The sequence below is a fragment of the Bacillus cereus group sp. BfR-BA-01453 genome, from assembly GCF_022662915.1.
Taxonomy (GTDB): Bacteria; Bacillota; Bacilli; order Bacillales; family Bacillaceae_G; genus Bacillus_A; species Bacillus_A paranthracis.
In genome coordinates, this window is record NZ_JAKUEN010000010.1 from 102,382 (window position 1) to 120,310 (window position 17,929).

The following is a 17,929-nucleotide window of genomic DNA, read 5'->3' on the forward strand; positions in this document are numbered from 1 at the left end:
TTCATGAGACAAATTTTTAGTGACAAAAAAATTGATGCGTCGCTGTTTCTACAAATGGAAAACTTAATGTATGCCCTTCTCAAAGAAGATGATGCCTACCTTGAGTATGGCTATAAAGCATACTACGACGAAATTGAAAAAAAGGTTGTCATTAGTCACTTTTGGGATGATCGAAAAGAAGAGGATACAGTAATCGGATTAAAAAGCGAAGTGTTTTTAAAAGCACTTGGTAATAAACATTACTCGGACATGACTTTAATTCGTTCTTATGCAATTGAATTGCAAGAATCACCCTTAAAAAAGTTTTTAACACAATTATTTGTTCTATTAGAAGATTTACGTGTTGAGGAAATCGTAAAAAACTTACGCCCTGGCACAAAGCATGTTTTTAAAAGAAGAAAAGAAATGTATCGCAATTACTTTAGCTCACAAAATGAAATCAATCGCGTTCGTAACTATCACGGTGATCGTCTATTTTGTCTATGCTATCTTTCATTAACGAGCGATAAATATGAAATGTTTAATAATGAATATTTCGAGCAAATTGAAGCTATTTTGCATGAAACATTCCAAGCTCGTAATACGGAAGATATTATGTATATCGTTGAGAAAATTCGCTATCGCTTAGAGGAGCTTCTTGAAAGTGATATGCTGAACAACTATTTCGGGCATGCACCGCTTTATTTATCTGTCATTGCAGATGAAAAAAACTGTCGCGTCGAAGATTTAGCAAACGATGATACGCAGCTCATAGATGACGATGAAAATAAAAACAAAATGGATGAAAGCTTCTCAACATGGCACCGTGAAAATAAAAACAATGAAAACGAGAACTTTTTACGCTTTGAATTAGAAAGCGGAACAAAAACAAATATGATGGGTGACACTGCTCGCGAATCAGAAGATGGCGACCAAGCACTTGGCTCTGTACAAGGTACTTCTCAAAAAAGTACACAATCTAACTTTGATGGTGCTGACACAAAAGAAGCAAGAGCTTCTCACGCTTCTAGTCAAAATGATGGTGCATATGGTAAATATAACACTGGCGCTTCTCATACATTTAAAGAAGCACGTAAACCAAATCCTGATGAGAAAAAGGATTACCAAGCTATCAAATCAGTCGTTAATAAAGATGTAAAAGAATTAAAGAAAATTATCGAAAAAACGATTGAAAATAAAACGAATGCAAATAGTGATAAATATTACGGAAGACTTCGTAAGAAATTCCTTCGTATTTATACTGAAAAGCAGCCTCGCATGTTTTATAAAAAAGGGCAAGAATCGCAAGAGCTCGACGTTGCATTCCAACTATTAGTAGACTGCTCTGGTTCTATGTATAACAAAATGGAAGAAACGAAAAAGAGTGTGGTCCTATTCCATGAAGCGTTGAAATCTTTAAAAATCCCGCACGCTATTAGCGGATTTTGGGAAGATGCTTCTAGTGCTAAACCTGAAGATAAGCCGAACGTTATCCATGAAGTTGTAACGTATAAAAACTCAACGTTACCAAACGTTGGTCCAGAAATTATGCAGCTTCGCGAAGAAGAAGATAACCGCGACGGATATATTATTCGTATCGTTTCTGAAAAGCTTGCAAAAAGACCAGAAAAACATAAATTCTTACTTGTCTTCACAGACGGTGAACCTTCTGCGCTAGACTACCAACAAGACGGTATTTTAGATACGCATGAAGCTGTCAAACTTGCTCGTAAAAGTGGTATGGAAGTAATCGGAATTTTCATCGAAGAAGGCGAAGCGAAAGAAGCAACTTATCAATTAATGAAGAACATTTATAACCATCACTTCTTAGTTGCAAATCACGCTGAAGATTTACGTCTGAAGATTAAACCACTATTGAAAAAATTATTACTGAAGACGATTGAATAGAAAAACAGGAGCGTTGTCGCTCCTGTTTTTTTATTTCAATCACTTTGTTTCTGGCTGAAACTTGTATGGAATGGCTACTTCTAATAATGAATCGAATCCTCCATCGTAGAATGGGAATCGTTCATTTGCAATTGCTCTGTCCACCCACTCTATTGCGGAAATTTCTCCTTCATCTTCTGCAATAAGTTCACCTGCTACTACATTTGCTCGGAATGTAAAAAGTAGCGCATGATTTCCTGACTCTTCAAAGAATTTTTCATTGATCGCAACAAGTCCACTAAGCGCGGCAGTTAAACCTGTCTCTTCTTTTACTTCCCTTACTAGAGCTTCCCCTAACGTTTCACCCTTTTCAACAGCCCCACCTGGCAATGACCAAACGTTTTGTTCTACATTATGTACCATTAATACTTTATCTGTTTCTTCATCATGTATTAGTGCATATACGACGTCAACTCTTTGCATGTTGCTTTCCTCCTTCAATTAAAAGGGTCGATTCCTAAGAATCGACCCTTCCTATTAATTCATCACTAACTCAGCTGTGAGCTTTTTTTTTAACTTAGCCAACATGTCCGTTGTCATTTTGTCTAAATCATATTCTGCTTTAAAGCCCCACTCTTTCATTGCCGCTGTTGCATCAATAGAGTTTGGCCAGCTATCAGCAATTGTTTGACGAGCTGGATCTACAGCGTAATCCATTGTAAACGTCGGGATGTGTTTACGAATTGACGCTGCGATTTGCTCTGGCTCAAAGCTCATTGCTGTAATATTAAATGCATTTCTATGCACTAGCTTACTTGGATCAGCTTCCATTAATGAAATAATCGCTTGTAAAGCGTCTGGCATGTACATCATATCCATGTATGTTCCTTCTGCAATGTATGAGGTGTATGTGCCTTTTTTAATCGCCTCATAGTAAATTTCAACTGCATAGTCAGTTGTTCCGCCTCCTGGAGGAGCTACGTAAGAAATTAAACCTGGGAAACGTACACCGCGCGTATCAACGCCAAATTTTTGATGATAATAATCACATAGTAATTCCCCTGCTACTTTGTTTACCCCATACATCGTAGTAGGACGTTGAATTGTATCTTGTGGTGTATTATCTTTCGGTGTTGATGGACCGAATGCACCGATAGAACTTGGCGTGAAAAACTTACAGTTTAATTCACGAGCTGCTTCTAATGCATTTACAAGTCCGCCCATATTTAAATTCCATGCAAATAACGGATTTTTTTCTGCTGTTGCTGAAAGTAAAGCTGCTAAATGAATAATTGTATCTACTTCATTGCGCTTTGCGATATCATGTAGTTTTTGTCCATCTGTTACATCTAACGTTTCAAATGGACCAGACGTTACTACTTCACTATCTGTTTCACGAATATCTGTTGCAATAACATTTGATGCGCCGTATACATCACGAAGTTTCATTACTAGTTCAGAACCAATTTGCCCTAAAGAACCGGTTACTAGAATTTTTTTCATTTTCCCCACTCCTCATTTGCAAGCTATTCAAAAGATGTCGTTACTTAAATGATGCCCATTTCTTTCCCTACTTTTTCATACTTACGAATTGCTTCATCTAACATTTCTTTCGTATGAGCTGCTGTTGGCATATTACGAACACGTCCTGTTCCTTTAGCTACAGTTGGGAACACGATAGATTTTGCATATACGCCTTCTTCATTTAGACGTTTACTAAATTCTTGTGTTAATACTTCGTCACCAATAATACAAGGTGTAATTGGCGTTTCACTTTCTCCGATGTTAAAGCCAAGTTCTTTTAACCCTTGTTTTAAATAGCGACCATTTTCCCATAAACGATCGTGCAACTCTGTGCTTTCCATTAAAATTTCAATTGATCTCATGCAAGCTGCAGCATCAGCTGGTGTTAATGCTGTAGAGAATAAGAATGGACGTGAACGAACTTTTAACCAGTCAATTAAGTTTTGTTTCCCTGCTACATATCCACCAATTACCCCAATTGCTTTTGATAATGTACCAATTTGGAAATCAACTTTATCAGACAGACCGAAGTGCTTTACAGTTCCTGCCCCTTTACCAAGTACACCTGAACCGTGTGCATCGTCTACGTATGTCATTAAATCTAATTCTTCCGCAATCTCAACAATTTCTGGTAGTTTTGCAACATCTCCATCCATTGAAAAGACACCGTCTGTAATTACCATTAATTTATTGTAAAGTCCTGATTCTTTCGCTGCGATTGCTTTTTGGCGTAAATCTTCCATATCAGAATGTTTATAAACAATAATTTTTGCTTTTGATAGACGACTACCATCAATAATAGAAGCATGGTTTAACTCGTCTGAAAGAATCGCATCATTTTTATCCATAACAGCTGAAATCGCTGCCATATTACAATTAAATCCTGATTGATAAGCAATCGCTGCTTCTGTATGTTTAAACTTTGCAATTGTTTCTTCTAATTTAATATGCAAATCTAAAGTACCGTTAATTGTACGAACCGCTCCTGCTCCAACGCCGTACTTATGAATTGCACCAATTGCAGCTTCTTGCAAACGGCTATCTGTTGCTAATCCAAGATAGTTGTTTGAAGATAAGTTAATATATTCTTTTCCGCCAATTGTAATAATCGGTCCATTTGAACTTTCGAGCGGATCAATTACGTTATAAAGCCCCTTTGATTTTAAATCCTCTAAATTTTCTTCTAAAAATTTTGCAAGTGTTTTACTAGACATCGTGAAGCCTCCCATCATTCATGTAAGCGAATTATTGTCTTAATAGTTCTAATAATCCCTCTACTAGCTTAACACGTTTTCAGAATTTATTATAGAAAAATAGTTTAAAGTAACCGCTTACAATTCTAGATTATATATGATTCATTACAAGAAATCTATCATTTACTTTTCATATTTGGTAGAATAAAAAAAATATGTAAGGGGGCTTCAATCATGGCATTTACTGAATCTGATGTGTATAATAACGAAGCATTTTTTGAACAATATATGAAACGAAGATACCGAGAAAATAGCCCAAATGAATCACTTGAAAAGCCAGCCTTTTTTCAACTCATTGGTGATGTGAAAGGAAAGCGAATTCTCGATTTAGGCTGCGGTGACGCAAAATTTGGCAAGGAATTATTAGAAAAAGACTGCCACTCTTACACTGGTATTGAAGGCTCCGAACTTATGTATAAAAAAGCTAAAAAACAACTAGAAGATAAAAATGGGATCGTCCATTTTTTAAACCTCAAAGACTACACATACCCTCCTGCTACTTTTGATTTAGTAACATCTAGACTCGCCTTACATTATATTGAACATCTTCCTATCATTTTTCAAAATGTGTACGAAACTTTAAAAACAAATGGAACCTTTACTTTTAGCGTTCAACATCCTATTATTACCTCTTCATTTGAAAGCTTACAAACGAGCGAGAAAAGAACGAACTGGCTCGTCGATGATTATTTTAAACTGGGTAAACGCGTTGAACCTTGGATTAATCAAGAAGTTATTAAATATCATCGTACAATGGAAGAATATTTCTCATTATTACAACAAACTGGATTTACGATTACAAACATAAAAGAAGCTACACCAAACCAAACTTATTTTCAAAATACGGAAGAATATGAACGACGTTTACGTATTCCCCTCTTCCTCTTATTCTCTTGCCGAAAATAAAAAGACGATGAACCTCTCATCGTCTTTTTCATTATCTCATTGCATGAGCAACTTCTTTACGTACACGTCTTCCTTTTCCATGCGGGATACAAAGTGGCGTCCCAAATAACGGATCCGTACTAATTTGACATTCCATTCGGAATACATCACGTACTAGTTTCTCATCCACTACTTCTTCTGGCTTACCTTGTGCATATATTTGTTTATCTTGAATGGCTACAATATTATCTGCATAACGGCATGCTAAATTTAAATCGTGTAGTACCATAACAATTGTTCTTTGTTCTGTTTCATTTAATTCGAATAATAAATCTAGCACTTCAATTTGGTGAGTCATATCTAAATAGGTAGTAGGCTCATCCAGTAAAATAATATCTGTATCTTGTGCAAGCGTCATTGCAATCCAAGCACGTTGACGTTGTCCACCTGAAAGAGCATGCACATCACGCTCAGCAAATTCTGTCATACCTGTTGCAGCAAGTGCTTTTTGTACCATTTCCTCATCTTTTTCTGACCATTGTTTCAACCAAGTTTGATACGGATAACGTCCTTGCTTTACAAGTTGCAATACTGTAAGCCCTTCTGGCGCTTGCGGTCCTTGCGGTAAAATTGCCATTTGGCGAGCAATTTGCTTCGTTTGCATACTTTGAATGGCTTGATTATCTAACAAAATGTCACCAGTTGTTGGTTTTAATAATCTAGCTAGCGAACGTAATAAAGTTGATTTCCCGCAGCCGTTAGAACCGATAAAGATTGTAATTTCGCCTTTTGGAATTTCTAAATTCAACTCATCAATAATAATTGTTTCACCATAAGACAACGTCAAACGTTTCGTCTCCAATGCTTTTTGCATATTCATCTCCCTTTATGAATTCCGACTTTTATAAAGTAAATAAATAAAATAAGGTGCACCAATTGCTGATGTAAATACCCCTGCTGGAATTTCAAGTGGCGTGAAAACTGTACGCCCAATTAAATCTGCAGCAAGTACTAAAATTGCACCAACGATCGCCGCAACTGGGAGTAATGCACCGTATAAAGAACCAACTAGTCTTCGTGAAATATGAGGTGCCATTAAACCGACAAATCCAATTCCTCCGGCAAAGGCAACTGCTCCACCAATTAAAGCTGTACTAAGTAATAACATGAATACTCGTGATTTCGTTAAAGGAACACCAAGTCCTACCGCAATATCATCCCCTAGCTCTTGCGCATTTAAATGTCTAGCAACTATAAATGATATTACCGTTAAGATGAGAACCCACGGCGCAAGTACCATAACATTTTGCCATGAAGAACCGTACACAGTACCTGTAATCCATACATTCGCTTGACTCGCTTGATAAATTGGTGCTAACAACATAAACAAAGTCGTTGCTGCTTTCGTTAATGCCCAAAACCCAACACCAATTAAAACAAGGCTAATCGGTGATAACCCATCATTTCTCCATGCAAATAAATATACAAAAAGCGCTACAATCGTTGCCCCAGCAAAGGCTGCTAACGGCATATAATGAATGCTTACAGTTAGCGCGTTATTTTTATCGCTAAATAGAGCTAAAAATAATACAACTGCAACACTTGCACCACCTGTAATCCCGATGATATCAGGTGAAGCAAGTGGATTTCGAACGAGGCCTTGTAAAATACATCCTGCTACAGCAAGTGCGATTCCTACAAGGATAGCAATTAAAATACGAGGCATACGAAACTTATTTACAACCATATTGGACATCGCATCGCCATTTCCAGTAATCGCTTGCCATACATCATAAGGAGCAATTTTCATGTCTCCCATACCTGCACTCGCAAAAAACAATCCTATTAAAACAACTAGTAAACTGAATAAGACGAGACAAGCTCGTTTGTACATTAAAAACGAGAGCCCGCCTTTTCCTATACGAAACGGAATATACTTCTTCATTTGCTAAGCCCTCTCTTACGTGCAATATAAATAAAGAATGGGGCCCCAATAAATGCTGTCATAACCCCTACTGGTACTTCTTGTGGCATAATGACATATCTTGCTGCTATATCAGCTAAAATCAATAGTATTGCACCTAACAAACCACTATACGGTACTCTCCATCTGTGATCGACCCCAACAAGAAATCTGGCAAAATGCGGAGTAACAATACCAATAAACCCAATCGGACCAGCGACCGCAACTGAACCACCGGATAACAGGACAATAATAAGTAGTACGAATGATTTCATTAAAATCGTTCTTTGACCAAGTCCTTTTGCAACGTCTTCCCCCATCATCAATGTATTTACTTTCCCTGCCATCATAATAGATGCAATCCAGCCTATTAATAAATACGGGAATACTGATTGTAAAATTTCTAACTTTCTTCCTTGCACAGATCCGGCAAGCCAAAATAATACTTCTTCAAGCGCCTTTTCATTTAAAACAAGTAATCCTTGTGTTAATGATGAAAATAACGCACTAATTGCCACCCCTGCTAACGTTAATTTAAGAGGCGTTGTCCCCTCTTTTCCTAAAGAGCTAGAAGCAAATACAAGTACAGCTGCAATTGCTGCACCTAAGAAGGCAATCCACGTGAAAGCTGATAATGATGTCACGGAAAAAATAACAATTGCTACAACTATGAAGAAAGCAGCACCTGAATTTAATCCAATAAAATCTGGAGAAGCAAGTGGATTTTTCGTTAAAGTTTGCATAAGACAACCTGCAATGGCTAAACTAGCACCAACACTCGCTGCAATTAATGCCCTTGGTAGACGCACATTTTGAATAATAATATGTTCATTGGACCCATTAAAATGGAAAAAAGCATCTAACGCTAATTTCCAACTCGTATTTGTATATCCGAAAATAATACTTCCCCAAATACAAGTAATGACTGCAATGATCCCAACAAATAATCCAATCCATTTTGCTCGATTTGTTTTTAATAACATGCAGCGTTTCCCCTTCAATGTATAATGATACGTTGTAAGTGTATTTCAACTTAATTCGCATTGTCAACGGAAATGAGAATTATTTTCAACCATATGTATTGACAATCAGAAGATAAAGGCTTAATATCATGCTTGCTATTGAAAAAACTTCTCAATATGTAGGGGGTACATAATGAAATTCATGCGAAAGAAATCGTTTACAGTATTTGTATTTTTATTAGCATTTTCACTACTTTTAAGTGCTTGTGGAAAATCAAATACGAAAGAAGAAACAAAAGAAGATACGAAAAAAGAAATGATTCCTGTGGAACATGCAATGGGTAAAACAGAAGTTCCTGCTAATCCAAAACGTGTAGTCATTTTAACAAATGAAGGTACTGAAGCTTTACTTGAATTAGGTGTTAAACCAGTTGGGGCTGTAAAATCTTGGACTGGTGATCCGTGGTATCCACATATTAAAGATAAAATGAAAGATGTAAAAGTTGTTGGTGATGAAGGACAAGTGAACGTAGAAACTATCGCTTCTTTAAAACCAGACTTAATTATCGGTAACAAAATGCGTCACGAAAAAGTGTACGAGCAACTAAAAGCAATTGCACCTACTGTGTTTTCTGAAACATTACGCGGTGAATGGAAAGATAACTTCAAGTTTTATGCGAAAGCATTAAATAAAGAAAAAGAAGGCGAAAAGGTTTTAGCTAATTACGATAAACGTATGAAAGATTTAAAAGCCAAACTAGGTGATAAAGTAAATCAAGAAATCTCTATGGTTCGCTTCATGCCTGGTGATGTTCGTATTTATCATGGTGATACATTCTCTGGTGTTATTTTAAAAGAACTTGGATTTAAACGTCCTGGCGATCAAAATAAAGATGACTTCGCAGAGCGTAACGTATCTAAAGAACGTATTTCTGCAATGGATGGCGATGTATTGTTCTACTTCACATTCGATAAAGGAAACGAGAAAAAAGGCTCTGAATTAGAAAAAGAATATATCAATGATCCACTATTTAAAAACTTAAATGCAGTGAAAAATGGTAAAGCATACAAAGTTGATGATGTGATTTGGAATACAGCTGGTGGCGTAATGGCTGCTAACTTACTATTAGATGATATCGAAAAACGCTTTGTTAAATAGTATTTCCTTAACCAGCTCCCATTCTGTGGAGCTGGTTATTTTTCAATTCACTTAAATGTCACATTATTTCGTTTTGTATTTTTATTCCCAATATGTTATATTATAAAAGTAAATAGAATATATTTTCTCTATATCAGAATAAATATTTTAATCTAAATTTTCTGATTAATCACTATTTTATTTTCTTTTAGAATTCAATTATTACATTTGAAAACGCTTATCATCTTGTTTTCAGGGCAAAATACAGTAACGGCCGAAGTAAAATAGAACTTTTTTAGAAATTTTCTTTCTATTTCCATATAATTCTATTGACTTCTAAATATTTTGTAAATTAAAATGATTACATAAATATCCGTTATACAGGATTAGGGGGAAACAAAAATGGATGCAGCTTTAAAATTAGACAAAGCTGGAGAGCAACAATCACCAAAAAAACATCCACCAGGGTTATACTTGTTGTTCTTTACAGAAGCATGGGAAAGATTTAGTTATTACGGAATGCGTGGCTTATTAGTTCTTTATTTAACAACGAGCTTAGTAAGCGGCGGTTTAGGATTTGATAAAGCAGTTGCAGTTCAAATTTACGGTATTTTCACAATGTTAGTATACTTCACACCGATTATCGGTGGTTGGTTAACTGACCATTTCATTACGAAGCGCCATGCCATTACTATTGGTGGTATTATCATGGCAATTGGTAACTTTGTACTATTCTCAATGAACACAAAAACTGGACTATTTTTAGGATTAGGATTATTAGTTATTGGTAACGGATTCTTCAAACCAAATATTTCGACTTTATTAGGTCAATTATATAGCGAAAACGATTCTCGTCGTGATAGTGCCTTCACTATCTTCTACATGGGAATTAACTTAGGTGCTCTTATCGCTCCTTTCATTTGCGGTTACTTCGCAGATTATAGATACGGTTTCTTAACAGCTTGTATCGGTATGATTATTGGACAACTTGCCTTTAATTTCTTAGCACCTCGTTACTTAGGTTCTATCGGAACAACTGTTGTAGGGAAAAAATCTAAAGAAAAAAACGCAAAAGCAATCGAGAAAAAACCTTTAACAACACAAGAGAAAAAACGTACTGCTGCAATTTTAATTTTAACTTGTTTCGTAGTATTCTTCTGGGCAGGATTTGAGCAAGCAGGTAGTTCTTTAACACTTTACACAGATAAATTTGTGGATCGTACAATTGGTGGATTTACAATTCCAACACCTTGGTTCCAATCTGTAAACCCACTATTCATTATCTTACTAGCATTACCTGTTTCTGCATTATGGATTAAACTTTCGAAAACAAAAAATGGTGATTTAAAAATCCCAACAAAAATGGCATTTGGTATGATTTTACTAGGGATTGGATATTTAGTTCTAACTTTAGCTGTATTAAAAACTGGTAGCGACGAAGGTAACATTACAATGAAAGCAAACTTACTATTCATTGTATTCACTTACATGTTCCATACAATTGGTGAATTATTCTTATCACCAATCGGATTATCTATGGTAAGTGCAATCGCTCCTGTTAAATTAGCATCATTATTAATGGGTGTATGGTTAGCTGGTACTGGCTTTGCAAACTTACTAGCAGGACAATTAGCTGCTTTCACTCAATCTTTAGGATATTTAGAAGTATTCGCAAGTATCGGTATTATCGTAATCGTACTCGGATTAGTACTTCTTATGTTCTCTAAGAAAATTGCACATATGATGGAATAAGAAATAAAAAGACGCTTCTAAACATTTAGAAGCGTCTTTTCTATTACTTCTCCTCTAAAGCCGTCACGTTCACGTGGACGCTTTCTCCAGGATTAGATACATCATACACTTGAGCAACTCCACTCTGCTCGTCACAGCTCTCAATCCATACTGGTACGCCCTCATATGTAACGTCAATTCTACTTGAAGAAGATAAAATTTGTTTCACACGTTTTACATCCATACTACCATTCCTCCTTTTACTTGCTACACTCCTTTCTATCTTTTCTTTTCCCTTTAGAATATATTCCATATAGCCAGCATGTTAATTAATAGTCTTTTCTTCCTTACATTCCAACATTTTCCCTCATGTTACCTTTCTGACAAATAAAAAAAGACGCATGTTCCATACGTCTTTTTCCATAATATTCAAATTTTAAGAAAATAATGTTTTTACTACTTCACTTACTTTATCATTATGAATTTGATAATACACTTCTAGTCCTCGTCGTTCAAAGCGTACTACTTTATTTTGTTTTAATTTCGTTAAATGTTGCGAAACTGTTGATTGCGGAATTTCTAACACTTCCTGTAATTGTGTTACATTACATGTTCCACGTTGCATTAGTTCCATTACTAGGCGTAGACGCAACGGATGCGCTAACGCTCTTAACATTTGTACATCTTCTTCTGAAATACGACATTCGAATTGATTTTGGCTCATAAAGTTCCCCTCATTTTCGTTTTATTTTCTTTTTATTTATTTATATATCTGTTCTTATATTTCCTGTTACGACATAACTTTATCAACCTATAAAGCTGAAAATTTTTTCCACCTTAACCAGCAAAGGACTCAGGAAAAATTCCTTGCTGATTTTGAATATTATACTATACGATATAACGAAAAAGCAAAACAACGGGCTGCAAATACTTTGCTTGCAAACGTTGTTTTATCAGGCTTTTTGTTATATTTTTACCTCATTGCAATGTGCAGTAATGATATTGTAAAATACCGTCTATAATTGATAACCTATCGTAACGTATTTGGGTTATATTTAACCTCTTTGTTACGCTAAAAGGAATTTTCAGTAAAAAAAGCTGCCGTAACATTAAATATTAACTTATTACTTTTTAATTCATATTCACTAGCTTGAACTATGATGGAATACTTCCTATTAAATACATTTCCTGTCCCACTCCTAATTTGATCAAATAGGGCAAGCGCTACATTCTGCAACTCTATATTTAAAACAAAGACGGTCTCTATTATAGAGCTGTAAGATCAATAATGTATAAACAACTCTAAGAAAAGAATATGCAAATCATTTATCTCACCCACTCAAATAGATTTGAGTGGGCTTTTTGTCTACTTTATGAACAAAGCATTTCTTTTAACACTATTATGGAATAATTATACTTTTTTACGTTGACAATAGTGTTGAAGGAGAATATACTAAGCATGTAAGTTGATTGTGAATAGTTTCACAAATAATGTGAATTTCTTCACATAAAATAGATAGGAGTTGTCATTATTATGAGTACTTGGACACAAATTTATGACCCATTAAACAATATTTGGTTATCTGCTCTAATCGCAGCACTTCCAATTTTTTGCTTCATCATTTGTTTAATGGGACTGAAAATGAAAAGTTATATCGCTGGGCTTTACAGTGTGATTGTCGCTATTATTCTTGCTATATTCGTTTATAAAATGCCAGCAACAGTAGCTGTAGCATCTGCCGGATTCGGTATTTTATCCGGATTTTACCCAATTTGTACTATCGTTATCGCAGCAATTTTCCTTTACAAATTAACTGTTAAAACAGAGCAATTCAACATCATTCGTGATAGTATTTCAAGTATTACAAATGATCAACGTTTACAAGTATTATTAATCGCTTATTCTTTCGGTGCTTTCTTAGAAGGCGCAGCTGGTCTAGGTGTTCCAGTTGCTATTACAGCTGCACTACTTGTAGGTATGGGCTTTAACCCATTAAAAGCAGCAGGTATTTGTTTAGTAGCAAACATCGCTGGTGGTGCTATGGGTGCTATGGGTATCCCAGTTACAGTACCAGCACAATTAACTGAATTAGATGCATTAACTATCGGTCGTCAAACTGTTCTTATTCTACCATTCATTAGTATTGTATTACCTTTCTTACTTGTTTCAATGGTCGATGGAATTAAAGGTATTAAAGAAACTTGGCAAGGTATTCTTGTAAGTGGTATTTCTTTCGCAATTACTCAGTTCGTTGTAACTTACTTCTTAGGTGCAGAACTTACTAATATTTTCGCAGCCGTTGTAAGTATGATCTCTCTTGCATTATTCTTACGTGTTTGGCAGCCAAAATCTTCTGCTAAAGAAGAAAAACAAGAAGAAAAAGTATCACATACATTCAATCAAATTTTATATGCTTGGTCTCCATTCGTATTCTTAACTGCATTCGTAACAATCTTTAATTTAAAACCAATTAAAGCGTTATTTGCTCCGGATGGCGCACTAGCAAACTTAGTATTTAACATTCAATTCCCTGGTCTTCATAACGCTGTTATGAAAACTACACCAATTACAAAAGCTGACACACCTTTCGCAGCTGTTTTCAAATTTGATGTATTCTCATCTACAACTACTGCAATCGTATTAGCGATTATCGTTTCACTTATCGTGTACCGCGTAAAAGGTAAAATGGTTAAAGAATTAATGGTTGAAACAATAAAAGAACTAAAAGCTCCAGTGTATACAATCTGTAGTGTTATCGCTTTAGCTTACGTGGAAAACTACTCTGGTATGTCATCTACACTTGGACTTGCATTCTCTTCTACTGGTAATGCATTCCCAGTTCTTTCTCCAATCTTAGGATGGATTGGCGTATTCATTACAGGTTCAGTAGTATCAAGTGGTTCATTATTCGCACCGCTTCAAGCAGTAACTGCAGATCAATTAAACATCGTTCCTTCTACTCTTGTTGCATTAAACGTAGTAGGTGGTACAATGGCAAAAATGGTTTCACCACAATCTGTAGCAGTTGCTTGTGCAGCAGTTGGACTAGTTGGTAAAGAATCTGCCCTATTTAAAACAGCAATGAAATACAGTCTAATCTTCTTAGCTATCATTAGCTTACTTCAATTAAACGCTGTATTTAATATCTTTTAAAAAAAAACCGATCCAAATGGATCGGTTTTTTTTTACATTACATCTTCTTATTCTTTAGTAAAGAAGCTCCAGCAATTTCAGGATGCGTCATTTCGAATGGATCTAAAATAATATCCAATTCTTCTTCTGTTAGCACACCATGTTCTAAACATAACTCCCTAACAGATTTTCCTGTTTCAATTGCTTCACGTGCAATGCGAGATGCTGCTTCATAACCAATATGAGGGTTAACTGCCGTAATAATTCCAACACTTTTCTCAACATATTGCTTCAGCAATTCTTCATTTGCTGTAATTCCTTTAATACAATATTCACGGAATACACGGAATCCGTTATTCATAATGCTAATAGATTGAATTAAATTAAATACGAGCACCGGTTCCATTACGTTGAGCTCCAGTTGTCCTGCTTCTGACGCTAAGCAAATTGTATGATCATTACCAATTACTTGGAAAGCGACTTGATTAATTACTTCTGCCATAACAGGATTTACTTTACCCGGCATAATAGATGAACCTGGTTGACGAGCTGGTAATTGAATTTCCGCCAATCCAACACGTGGACCAGATGCCATAATACGAAGGTCGTTCGCAATTTTAGACATATTCATCATACATACTTTTAACGCTGCAGATACTTCTGTGTATGCATCTGTATTTTGCGTTGCATCAACTAAATGCTCTGCACCAACAAGTGGGAATCCGCTAAATGTTCGTAAGTGTTTAACTACTTGTTCAATGTAGGTAGGGTTTGCATTTAATCCCGTACCAACAGCTGTCGCCCCCATATTCACTTCATATAAATGTTGGCGAGATTGTTTAATTCTTTTTATATCACGCGCAAGCACTCTGCTATACGCTTCAAATTCTTGTCCAAGACGAATCGGAACAGCATCTTGTAAATGCGTACGTCCCATTTTAATGACATGATCGAACTCGTTTGCTTTTGCACGGAAAGCAGCATGAAGTTCTTCCATTGTAATAAGAAGTTCTTCTAACATCATAAGAGTTGCAATATGAATTCCCGTTGGGAACGCATCATTCGTTGACTGAGCCATGTTTACATGCGTATTTGGGCTAATTTTTGCATACTCGCCTTTTTCATATCCCATACGTTCTAACGCTCGATTAGCAATTACTTCATTCGTATTCATATTAATAGAAGTTCCAGCACCGCCCTGAATTGGATCTACGATAAATTGATCATGAAATTTCCCATCAACAATTTCTTGCGCTGCCTCTGCAATTTCGTGCCCAATGTCTTTCGCTAAGTAACCAGTATCGATATTTGCAAGTGCCGCCGCTTTTTTCACAATTGCCATTGCCGTAATGAGTGACGGATGGATGCGATATCCTGTAATCGGGAAGTTTTCTACCGCACGTAATGTTTGTACACCATAATAAGCTCTACTTGGTACTTCCTTTTCACCTAAAAAATCTTTTTCTATACGTATATCCTTCGTTGCTATCATTTTCATCACCTATACTTTTCATTCTAAATCCCTATTTAAAAAATTCGCCCTCTAAAAATACGAGTATCATTCAGAAGAATTTTTCAGTGTCCACCTTCACTATATAGTACCTTTTTTGAAAGCGCAAACATTTAATTTTCTATATATACCTTTTATAGAAAATCATTCTTCTCCCTTCTTTATTTCCACTCGTTTAATTTGATGCATATCTTTTTCCAGAACTTTAAAAGAAAAGCCGTGTTTTTCAATAATATCTCCTTCAGCAACGATTTGCTTTTGTACCATAATCCACCCACCAATTGTATCTACATCATCAGCGATTAAGTGTATGCCAAATAAATCATTTACTTCACTAATAAGCACTTTCCCCTCTACGATTTTACACCCTTCACTTATATGCTCTATAGGCGGGTGTTCATCTTCATCGTATTCATCTCGAATTTCCCCAACAATTTCTTCTAAAATATCTTCTAATGTAACAATCCCAGCTGTACCACCATATTCATCATACAACACAGCTAATGGAATGTGTTTTCTTTGCATTTGTAATAGTAAATCATGAATTGGAATATTTTCTAGCACTTCAATGACCGGCCTTGTATATGGCATAATTGAGCACTCCTCGTCCCGATTACCATCCATATAACGAATAAATAAATCCTTTACATTAACCATTCCAATGATTTCATCTTTATCTTCACCAAATACAGGATACCTCGTATATTTTTCTTGTGCGATTATTTTAATATGTGTTTCAAATGGTTCGTCCTCATATAAACCTACAACTTCCGTACGAGGCACCATAATTTCCTTTGCCACTCTATTATCAAATTCAAAAATATTATTTACATATTTAAATTCCCTTTGATTAATCTCTCCGCTCTCATAACTCTCAGATAAGATTAATCGTAATTCTTCTTCCGAATGAGCAACTTCATGTTCAGAAGCCGGATGTAATCCGAATAACCCTGTTACAAGCCTTGCTGAACCATTTAAAGCCCAAATAAACGGATACATTACTCGGTAAAAATAAATAAGTGGTTTCGATAATAATAAGCTAACTTGCTCTGCTCTTTGTATGGCGAACGTCTTAGGAGCAAGTTCACCAATAACAACATGTAAAAACGTAATAACTGCAAAAGCAATAATAAATGAAACGGTACTTGCAATTGCAGAAGATAGGTGTAGTTTTAAAAACAACGGCTCTAGTAAATGTTTTATAGTCGGCTCGCCTAACCACCCAAGCCCTAAAGCGGTAATGGTAATACCTAACTGACATGCTGATAAATATTCATCTAAATTTGAAGTTACTTTTTTTGCTGCCAATGCTCCTCGTCGTTTCTCACTAACGAGTTGGTCAATACGACTGCTACGCACCTTAATAATTGCAAACTCAACAGCTACAAAAAAACCTGTTAATGCAATAAGAATGACTACCATCAGTAATTTTAAAATATCCACATATATCCTTTAGCTTTCTTAGCTAAAGTGACACCTCCTTTAAAAAAGAAGTTTCACTTTAGTTTCTTCATTTACTCAAAAGCAACCCTATATAAAATTCACCAATTTCAAACCTCATACAATTCTAAAGGTAAACCATCCGGATCTTGGAAAAAAACAAATTTTTTTCCGGTTATTTCATCAATACGTATCGACTCAGTTTCAACACCACATTCGTTTAAATGTTTTACAGCCTCTTCTATATTTGTAACAGCAAATGCTAAATGTCTAAGTCCAGACGCTTCTGGAAAACTCGGGCGCTCAGGCGGACTTGGGAATGAAAATAATTCAATTTGATACTCTCCCCCTACACATAAATCTAACTTATAAGAATCTCGTTCCTTTCTATATACCTCATTTACCTCTTCAAAACCTAATATCCTAGTATAAAAATCTTTTGACACATCATAATTTGAACAAATAATTGCAACGTGGTGTACTCTACATATATTCATACTCTCTCTATTCCTTTCTTTACCAAA

At 35.6% G+C, this 17,929-nt stretch carries 16 protein-coding genes; 5 read left to right on the top strand and 11 right to left on the bottom strand.

The window, feature by feature from the left end:
* The first annotated feature begins 3 nt into the window (after positions 1 to 3).
* Positions 4 to 1,887 (top strand): vWA domain-containing protein, encoded by a 1,884-nt coding sequence (locus MR070_RS19020; protein ID WP_001248871.1) that lies wholly within the window; start codon positions 4 to 6, stop codon positions 1,885 to 1,887.
* A gap of 39 nt (positions 1,888 to 1,926) precedes the next feature.
* Here the strand turns inward: MR070_RS19020 and MR070_RS19025 are convergent, their stop codons facing one another.
* The 3 genes from MR070_RS19025 to MR070_RS19035 are packed head-to-tail and all read right to left on the bottom strand — an operon-like array spanning position 1,927 to position 4,604.
* On the bottom strand, positions 1,927 to 2,349 hold the full coding sequence (locus MR070_RS19025) for an NUDIX hydrolase (protein WP_242261808.1): 423 nt from the start codon (positions 2,347 to 2,349) through the stop codon (positions 1,927 to 1,929).
* A 54-nt stretch (positions 2,350 to 2,403) separates the two neighbouring features.
* Positions 2,404 to 3,369 (bottom strand): L-threonine 3-dehydrogenase, encoded by a 966-nt coding sequence (locus MR070_RS19030; protein ID WP_000723139.1) that lies wholly within the window; start codon positions 3,367 to 3,369, stop codon positions 2,404 to 2,406.
* 44 nt (positions 3,370 to 3,413) lie between these two features.
* Positions 3,414 to 4,604 (bottom strand): glycine C-acetyltransferase, encoded by a 1,191-nt coding sequence (locus MR070_RS19035; protein WP_000095906.1) that lies wholly within the window; start codon positions 4,602 to 4,604, stop codon positions 3,414 to 3,416.
* A gap of 213 nt (positions 4,605 to 4,817) precedes the next feature.
* On the opposite strand from MR070_RS19035, the gene MR070_RS19040 reads away from it, so the two are divergent.
* The gene (locus tag MR070_RS19040) at positions 4,818 to 5,549 is read left to right on the top strand and encodes a class I SAM-dependent methyltransferase (RefSeq protein ID WP_000885950.1); all 732 of its coding nucleotides are present in this window, start codon (positions 4,818 to 4,820) and stop codon (positions 5,547 to 5,549) included.
* Between the two features lie 31 nt (positions 5,550 to 5,580).
* Here the strand turns inward: MR070_RS19040 and MR070_RS19045 are convergent, their stop codons facing one another.
* The 3 genes from MR070_RS19045 to MR070_RS19055 are packed head-to-tail and all read right to left on the bottom strand — an operon-like array spanning position 5,581 to position 8,474.
* Positions 5,581 to 6,402, bottom strand: coding sequence for an ABC transporter ATP-binding protein (locus MR070_RS19045; protein ID WP_001167959.1), 822 nt, complete (start codon positions 6,400 to 6,402; stop codon positions 5,581 to 5,583).
* A 12-nt stretch (positions 6,403 to 6,414) separates the two neighbouring features.
* Positions 6,415 to 7,473, bottom strand: a complete 1,059-nt coding sequence (locus tag MR070_RS19050) for a FecCD family ABC transporter permease (RefSeq protein WP_242261809.1) — start codon at positions 7,471 to 7,473, stop codon at positions 6,415 to 6,417.
* Positions 7,470 to 8,474, bottom strand: a complete 1,005-nt coding sequence (locus MR070_RS19055) for a FecCD family ABC transporter permease (RefSeq protein ID WP_000925216.1) — start codon at positions 8,472 to 8,474, stop codon at positions 7,470 to 7,472. The genes MR070_RS19050 and MR070_RS19055 overlap by 4 nt, the downstream gene beginning before the upstream one ends.
* A 172-nt stretch (positions 8,475 to 8,646) precedes the next feature.
* Here MR070_RS19055 and MR070_RS19060 point away from each other — a divergent pair, with 172 nt between their 5' ends.
* Positions 8,647 to 9,612, top strand: coding sequence for an ABC transporter substrate-binding protein (locus MR070_RS19060; RefSeq protein ID WP_242261810.1), 966 nt, complete (start codon positions 8,647 to 8,649; stop codon positions 9,610 to 9,612).
* Positions 9,613 to 9,993: 381 nt separating this feature from the next.
* On the top strand, positions 9,994 to 11,343 hold the full coding sequence (locus MR070_RS19065; protein WP_000338308.1) for a peptide MFS transporter: 1,350 nt from the start codon (positions 9,994 to 9,996) through the stop codon (positions 11,341 to 11,343).
* A gap of 43 nt (positions 11,344 to 11,386) precedes the next feature.
* On the opposite strand, the gene MR070_RS19070 is transcribed toward MR070_RS19065, so the two are convergent.
* Together MR070_RS19070 and MR070_RS19075 are read right to left on the bottom strand one after the other, a co-directional pair.
* Entirely contained in the window at positions 11,387 to 11,566 is a 180-nt protein-coding gene (locus MR070_RS19070) for an acid-soluble spore protein H (RefSeq protein ID WP_000382683.1), read from the bottom strand.
* 192 nt (positions 11,567 to 11,758) lie between these two features.
* Positions 11,759 to 12,046 (bottom strand): ArsR/SmtB family transcription factor, encoded by a 288-nt coding sequence (locus tag MR070_RS19075; protein ID WP_000081429.1) that lies wholly within the window; start codon positions 12,044 to 12,046, stop codon positions 11,759 to 11,761.
* An 810-nt stretch (positions 12,047 to 12,856) separates the two neighbouring features.
* On the opposite strand from MR070_RS19075, the gene MR070_RS19080 reads away from it, so the two are divergent.
* A complete protein-coding gene (locus MR070_RS19080) occupies positions 12,857 to 14,476 on the top strand; it encodes an L-lactate permease (protein ID WP_242261811.1) in 1,620 nt (539 codons plus the stop codon).
* 37 nt (positions 14,477 to 14,513) lie between these two features.
* On the opposite strand, the gene aspA is transcribed toward MR070_RS19080, so the two are convergent.
* The 3 genes from aspA to gloA2 form a co-directional block, all read right to left on the bottom strand.
* Positions 14,514 to 15,947: an aspartate ammonia-lyase gene (gene aspA, locus MR070_RS19085; protein WP_000562151.1), complete on the bottom strand. Its 1,434-nt coding sequence runs from the start codon at positions 15,945 to 15,947 to the stop codon at positions 14,514 to 14,516.
* Positions 15,948 to 16,109: 162 nt separating this feature from the next.
* Entirely contained in the window at positions 16,110 to 17,408 is a 1,299-nt protein-coding gene (locus MR070_RS19090) for a hemolysin family protein (protein ID WP_000353305.1), read from the bottom strand.
* Between the two features lie 107 nt (positions 17,409 to 17,515).
* Positions 17,516 to 17,902, bottom strand: coding sequence for an SMU1112c/YaeR family gloxylase I-like metalloprotein (gene gloA2 / locus MR070_RS19095; protein WP_001017665.1), 387 nt, complete (start codon positions 17,900 to 17,902; stop codon positions 17,516 to 17,518).
* Positions 17,903 to 17,929 lie beyond the last annotated feature (27 nt).

Bases quoted from the DNA above. Each gene is read 5' to 3' on its own strand.
- MR070_RS19020 (WP_001248871.1), top strand. From the start codon at position 4: ATGAGACAAATTTTTAGTGACAAAAAAATTGATGCGTCGCTGTTTCTA.
- MR070_RS19025 (WP_242261808.1), bottom strand. From the start codon at position 2,349: ATGCAAAGAGTTGACGTCGTATATGCACTAATACATGATGAAGAAACA.
- MR070_RS19030 (WP_000723139.1), bottom strand. From the start codon at position 3,369: ATGAAAAAAATTCTAGTAACCGGTTCTTTAGGGCAAATTGGTTCTGAA.
- MR070_RS19035 (WP_000095906.1), bottom strand. From the start codon at position 4,604: ATGTCTAGTAAAACACTTGCAAAATTTTTAGAAGAAAATTTAGAGGAT.
- MR070_RS19040 (WP_000885950.1), top strand. From the start codon at position 4,818: ATGGCATTTACTGAATCTGATGTGTATAATAACGAAGCATTTTTTGAA.
- MR070_RS19045 (WP_001167959.1), bottom strand. From the start codon at position 6,402: ATGCAAAAAGCATTGGAGACGAAACGTTTGACGTTGTCTTATGGTGAA.
- MR070_RS19050 (WP_242261809.1), bottom strand. From the start codon at position 7,473: ATGAAGAAGTATATTCCGTTTCGTATAGGAAAAGGCGGGCTCTCGTTT.
- MR070_RS19055 (WP_000925216.1), bottom strand. From the start codon at position 8,474: ATGTTATTAAAAACAAATCGAGCAAAATGGATTGGATTATTTGTTGGG.
- MR070_RS19060 (WP_242261810.1), top strand. From the start codon at position 8,647: ATGAAATTCATGCGAAAGAAATCGTTTACAGTATTTGTATTTTTATTA.
- MR070_RS19065 (WP_000338308.1), top strand. From the start codon at position 9,994: ATGGATGCAGCTTTAAAATTAGACAAAGCTGGAGAGCAACAATCACCA.
- MR070_RS19070 (WP_000382683.1), bottom strand. From the start codon at position 11,566: ATGGATGTAAAACGTGTGAAACAAATTTTATCTTCTTCAAGTAGAATT.
- MR070_RS19075 (WP_000081429.1), bottom strand. From the start codon at position 12,046: ATGAGCCAAAATCAATTCGAATGTCGTATTTCAGAAGAAGATGTACAA.
- MR070_RS19080 (WP_242261811.1), top strand. From the start codon at position 12,857: ATGAGTACTTGGACACAAATTTATGACCCATTAAACAATATTTGGTTA.
- aspA (WP_000562151.1), bottom strand. From the start codon at position 15,947: ATGATAGCAACGAAGGATATACGTATAGAAAAAGATTTTTTAGGTGAA.
- gloA2 (WP_001017665.1), bottom strand. From the start codon at position 17,902: ATGAATATATGTAGAGTACACCACGTTGCAATTATTTGTTCAAATTAT.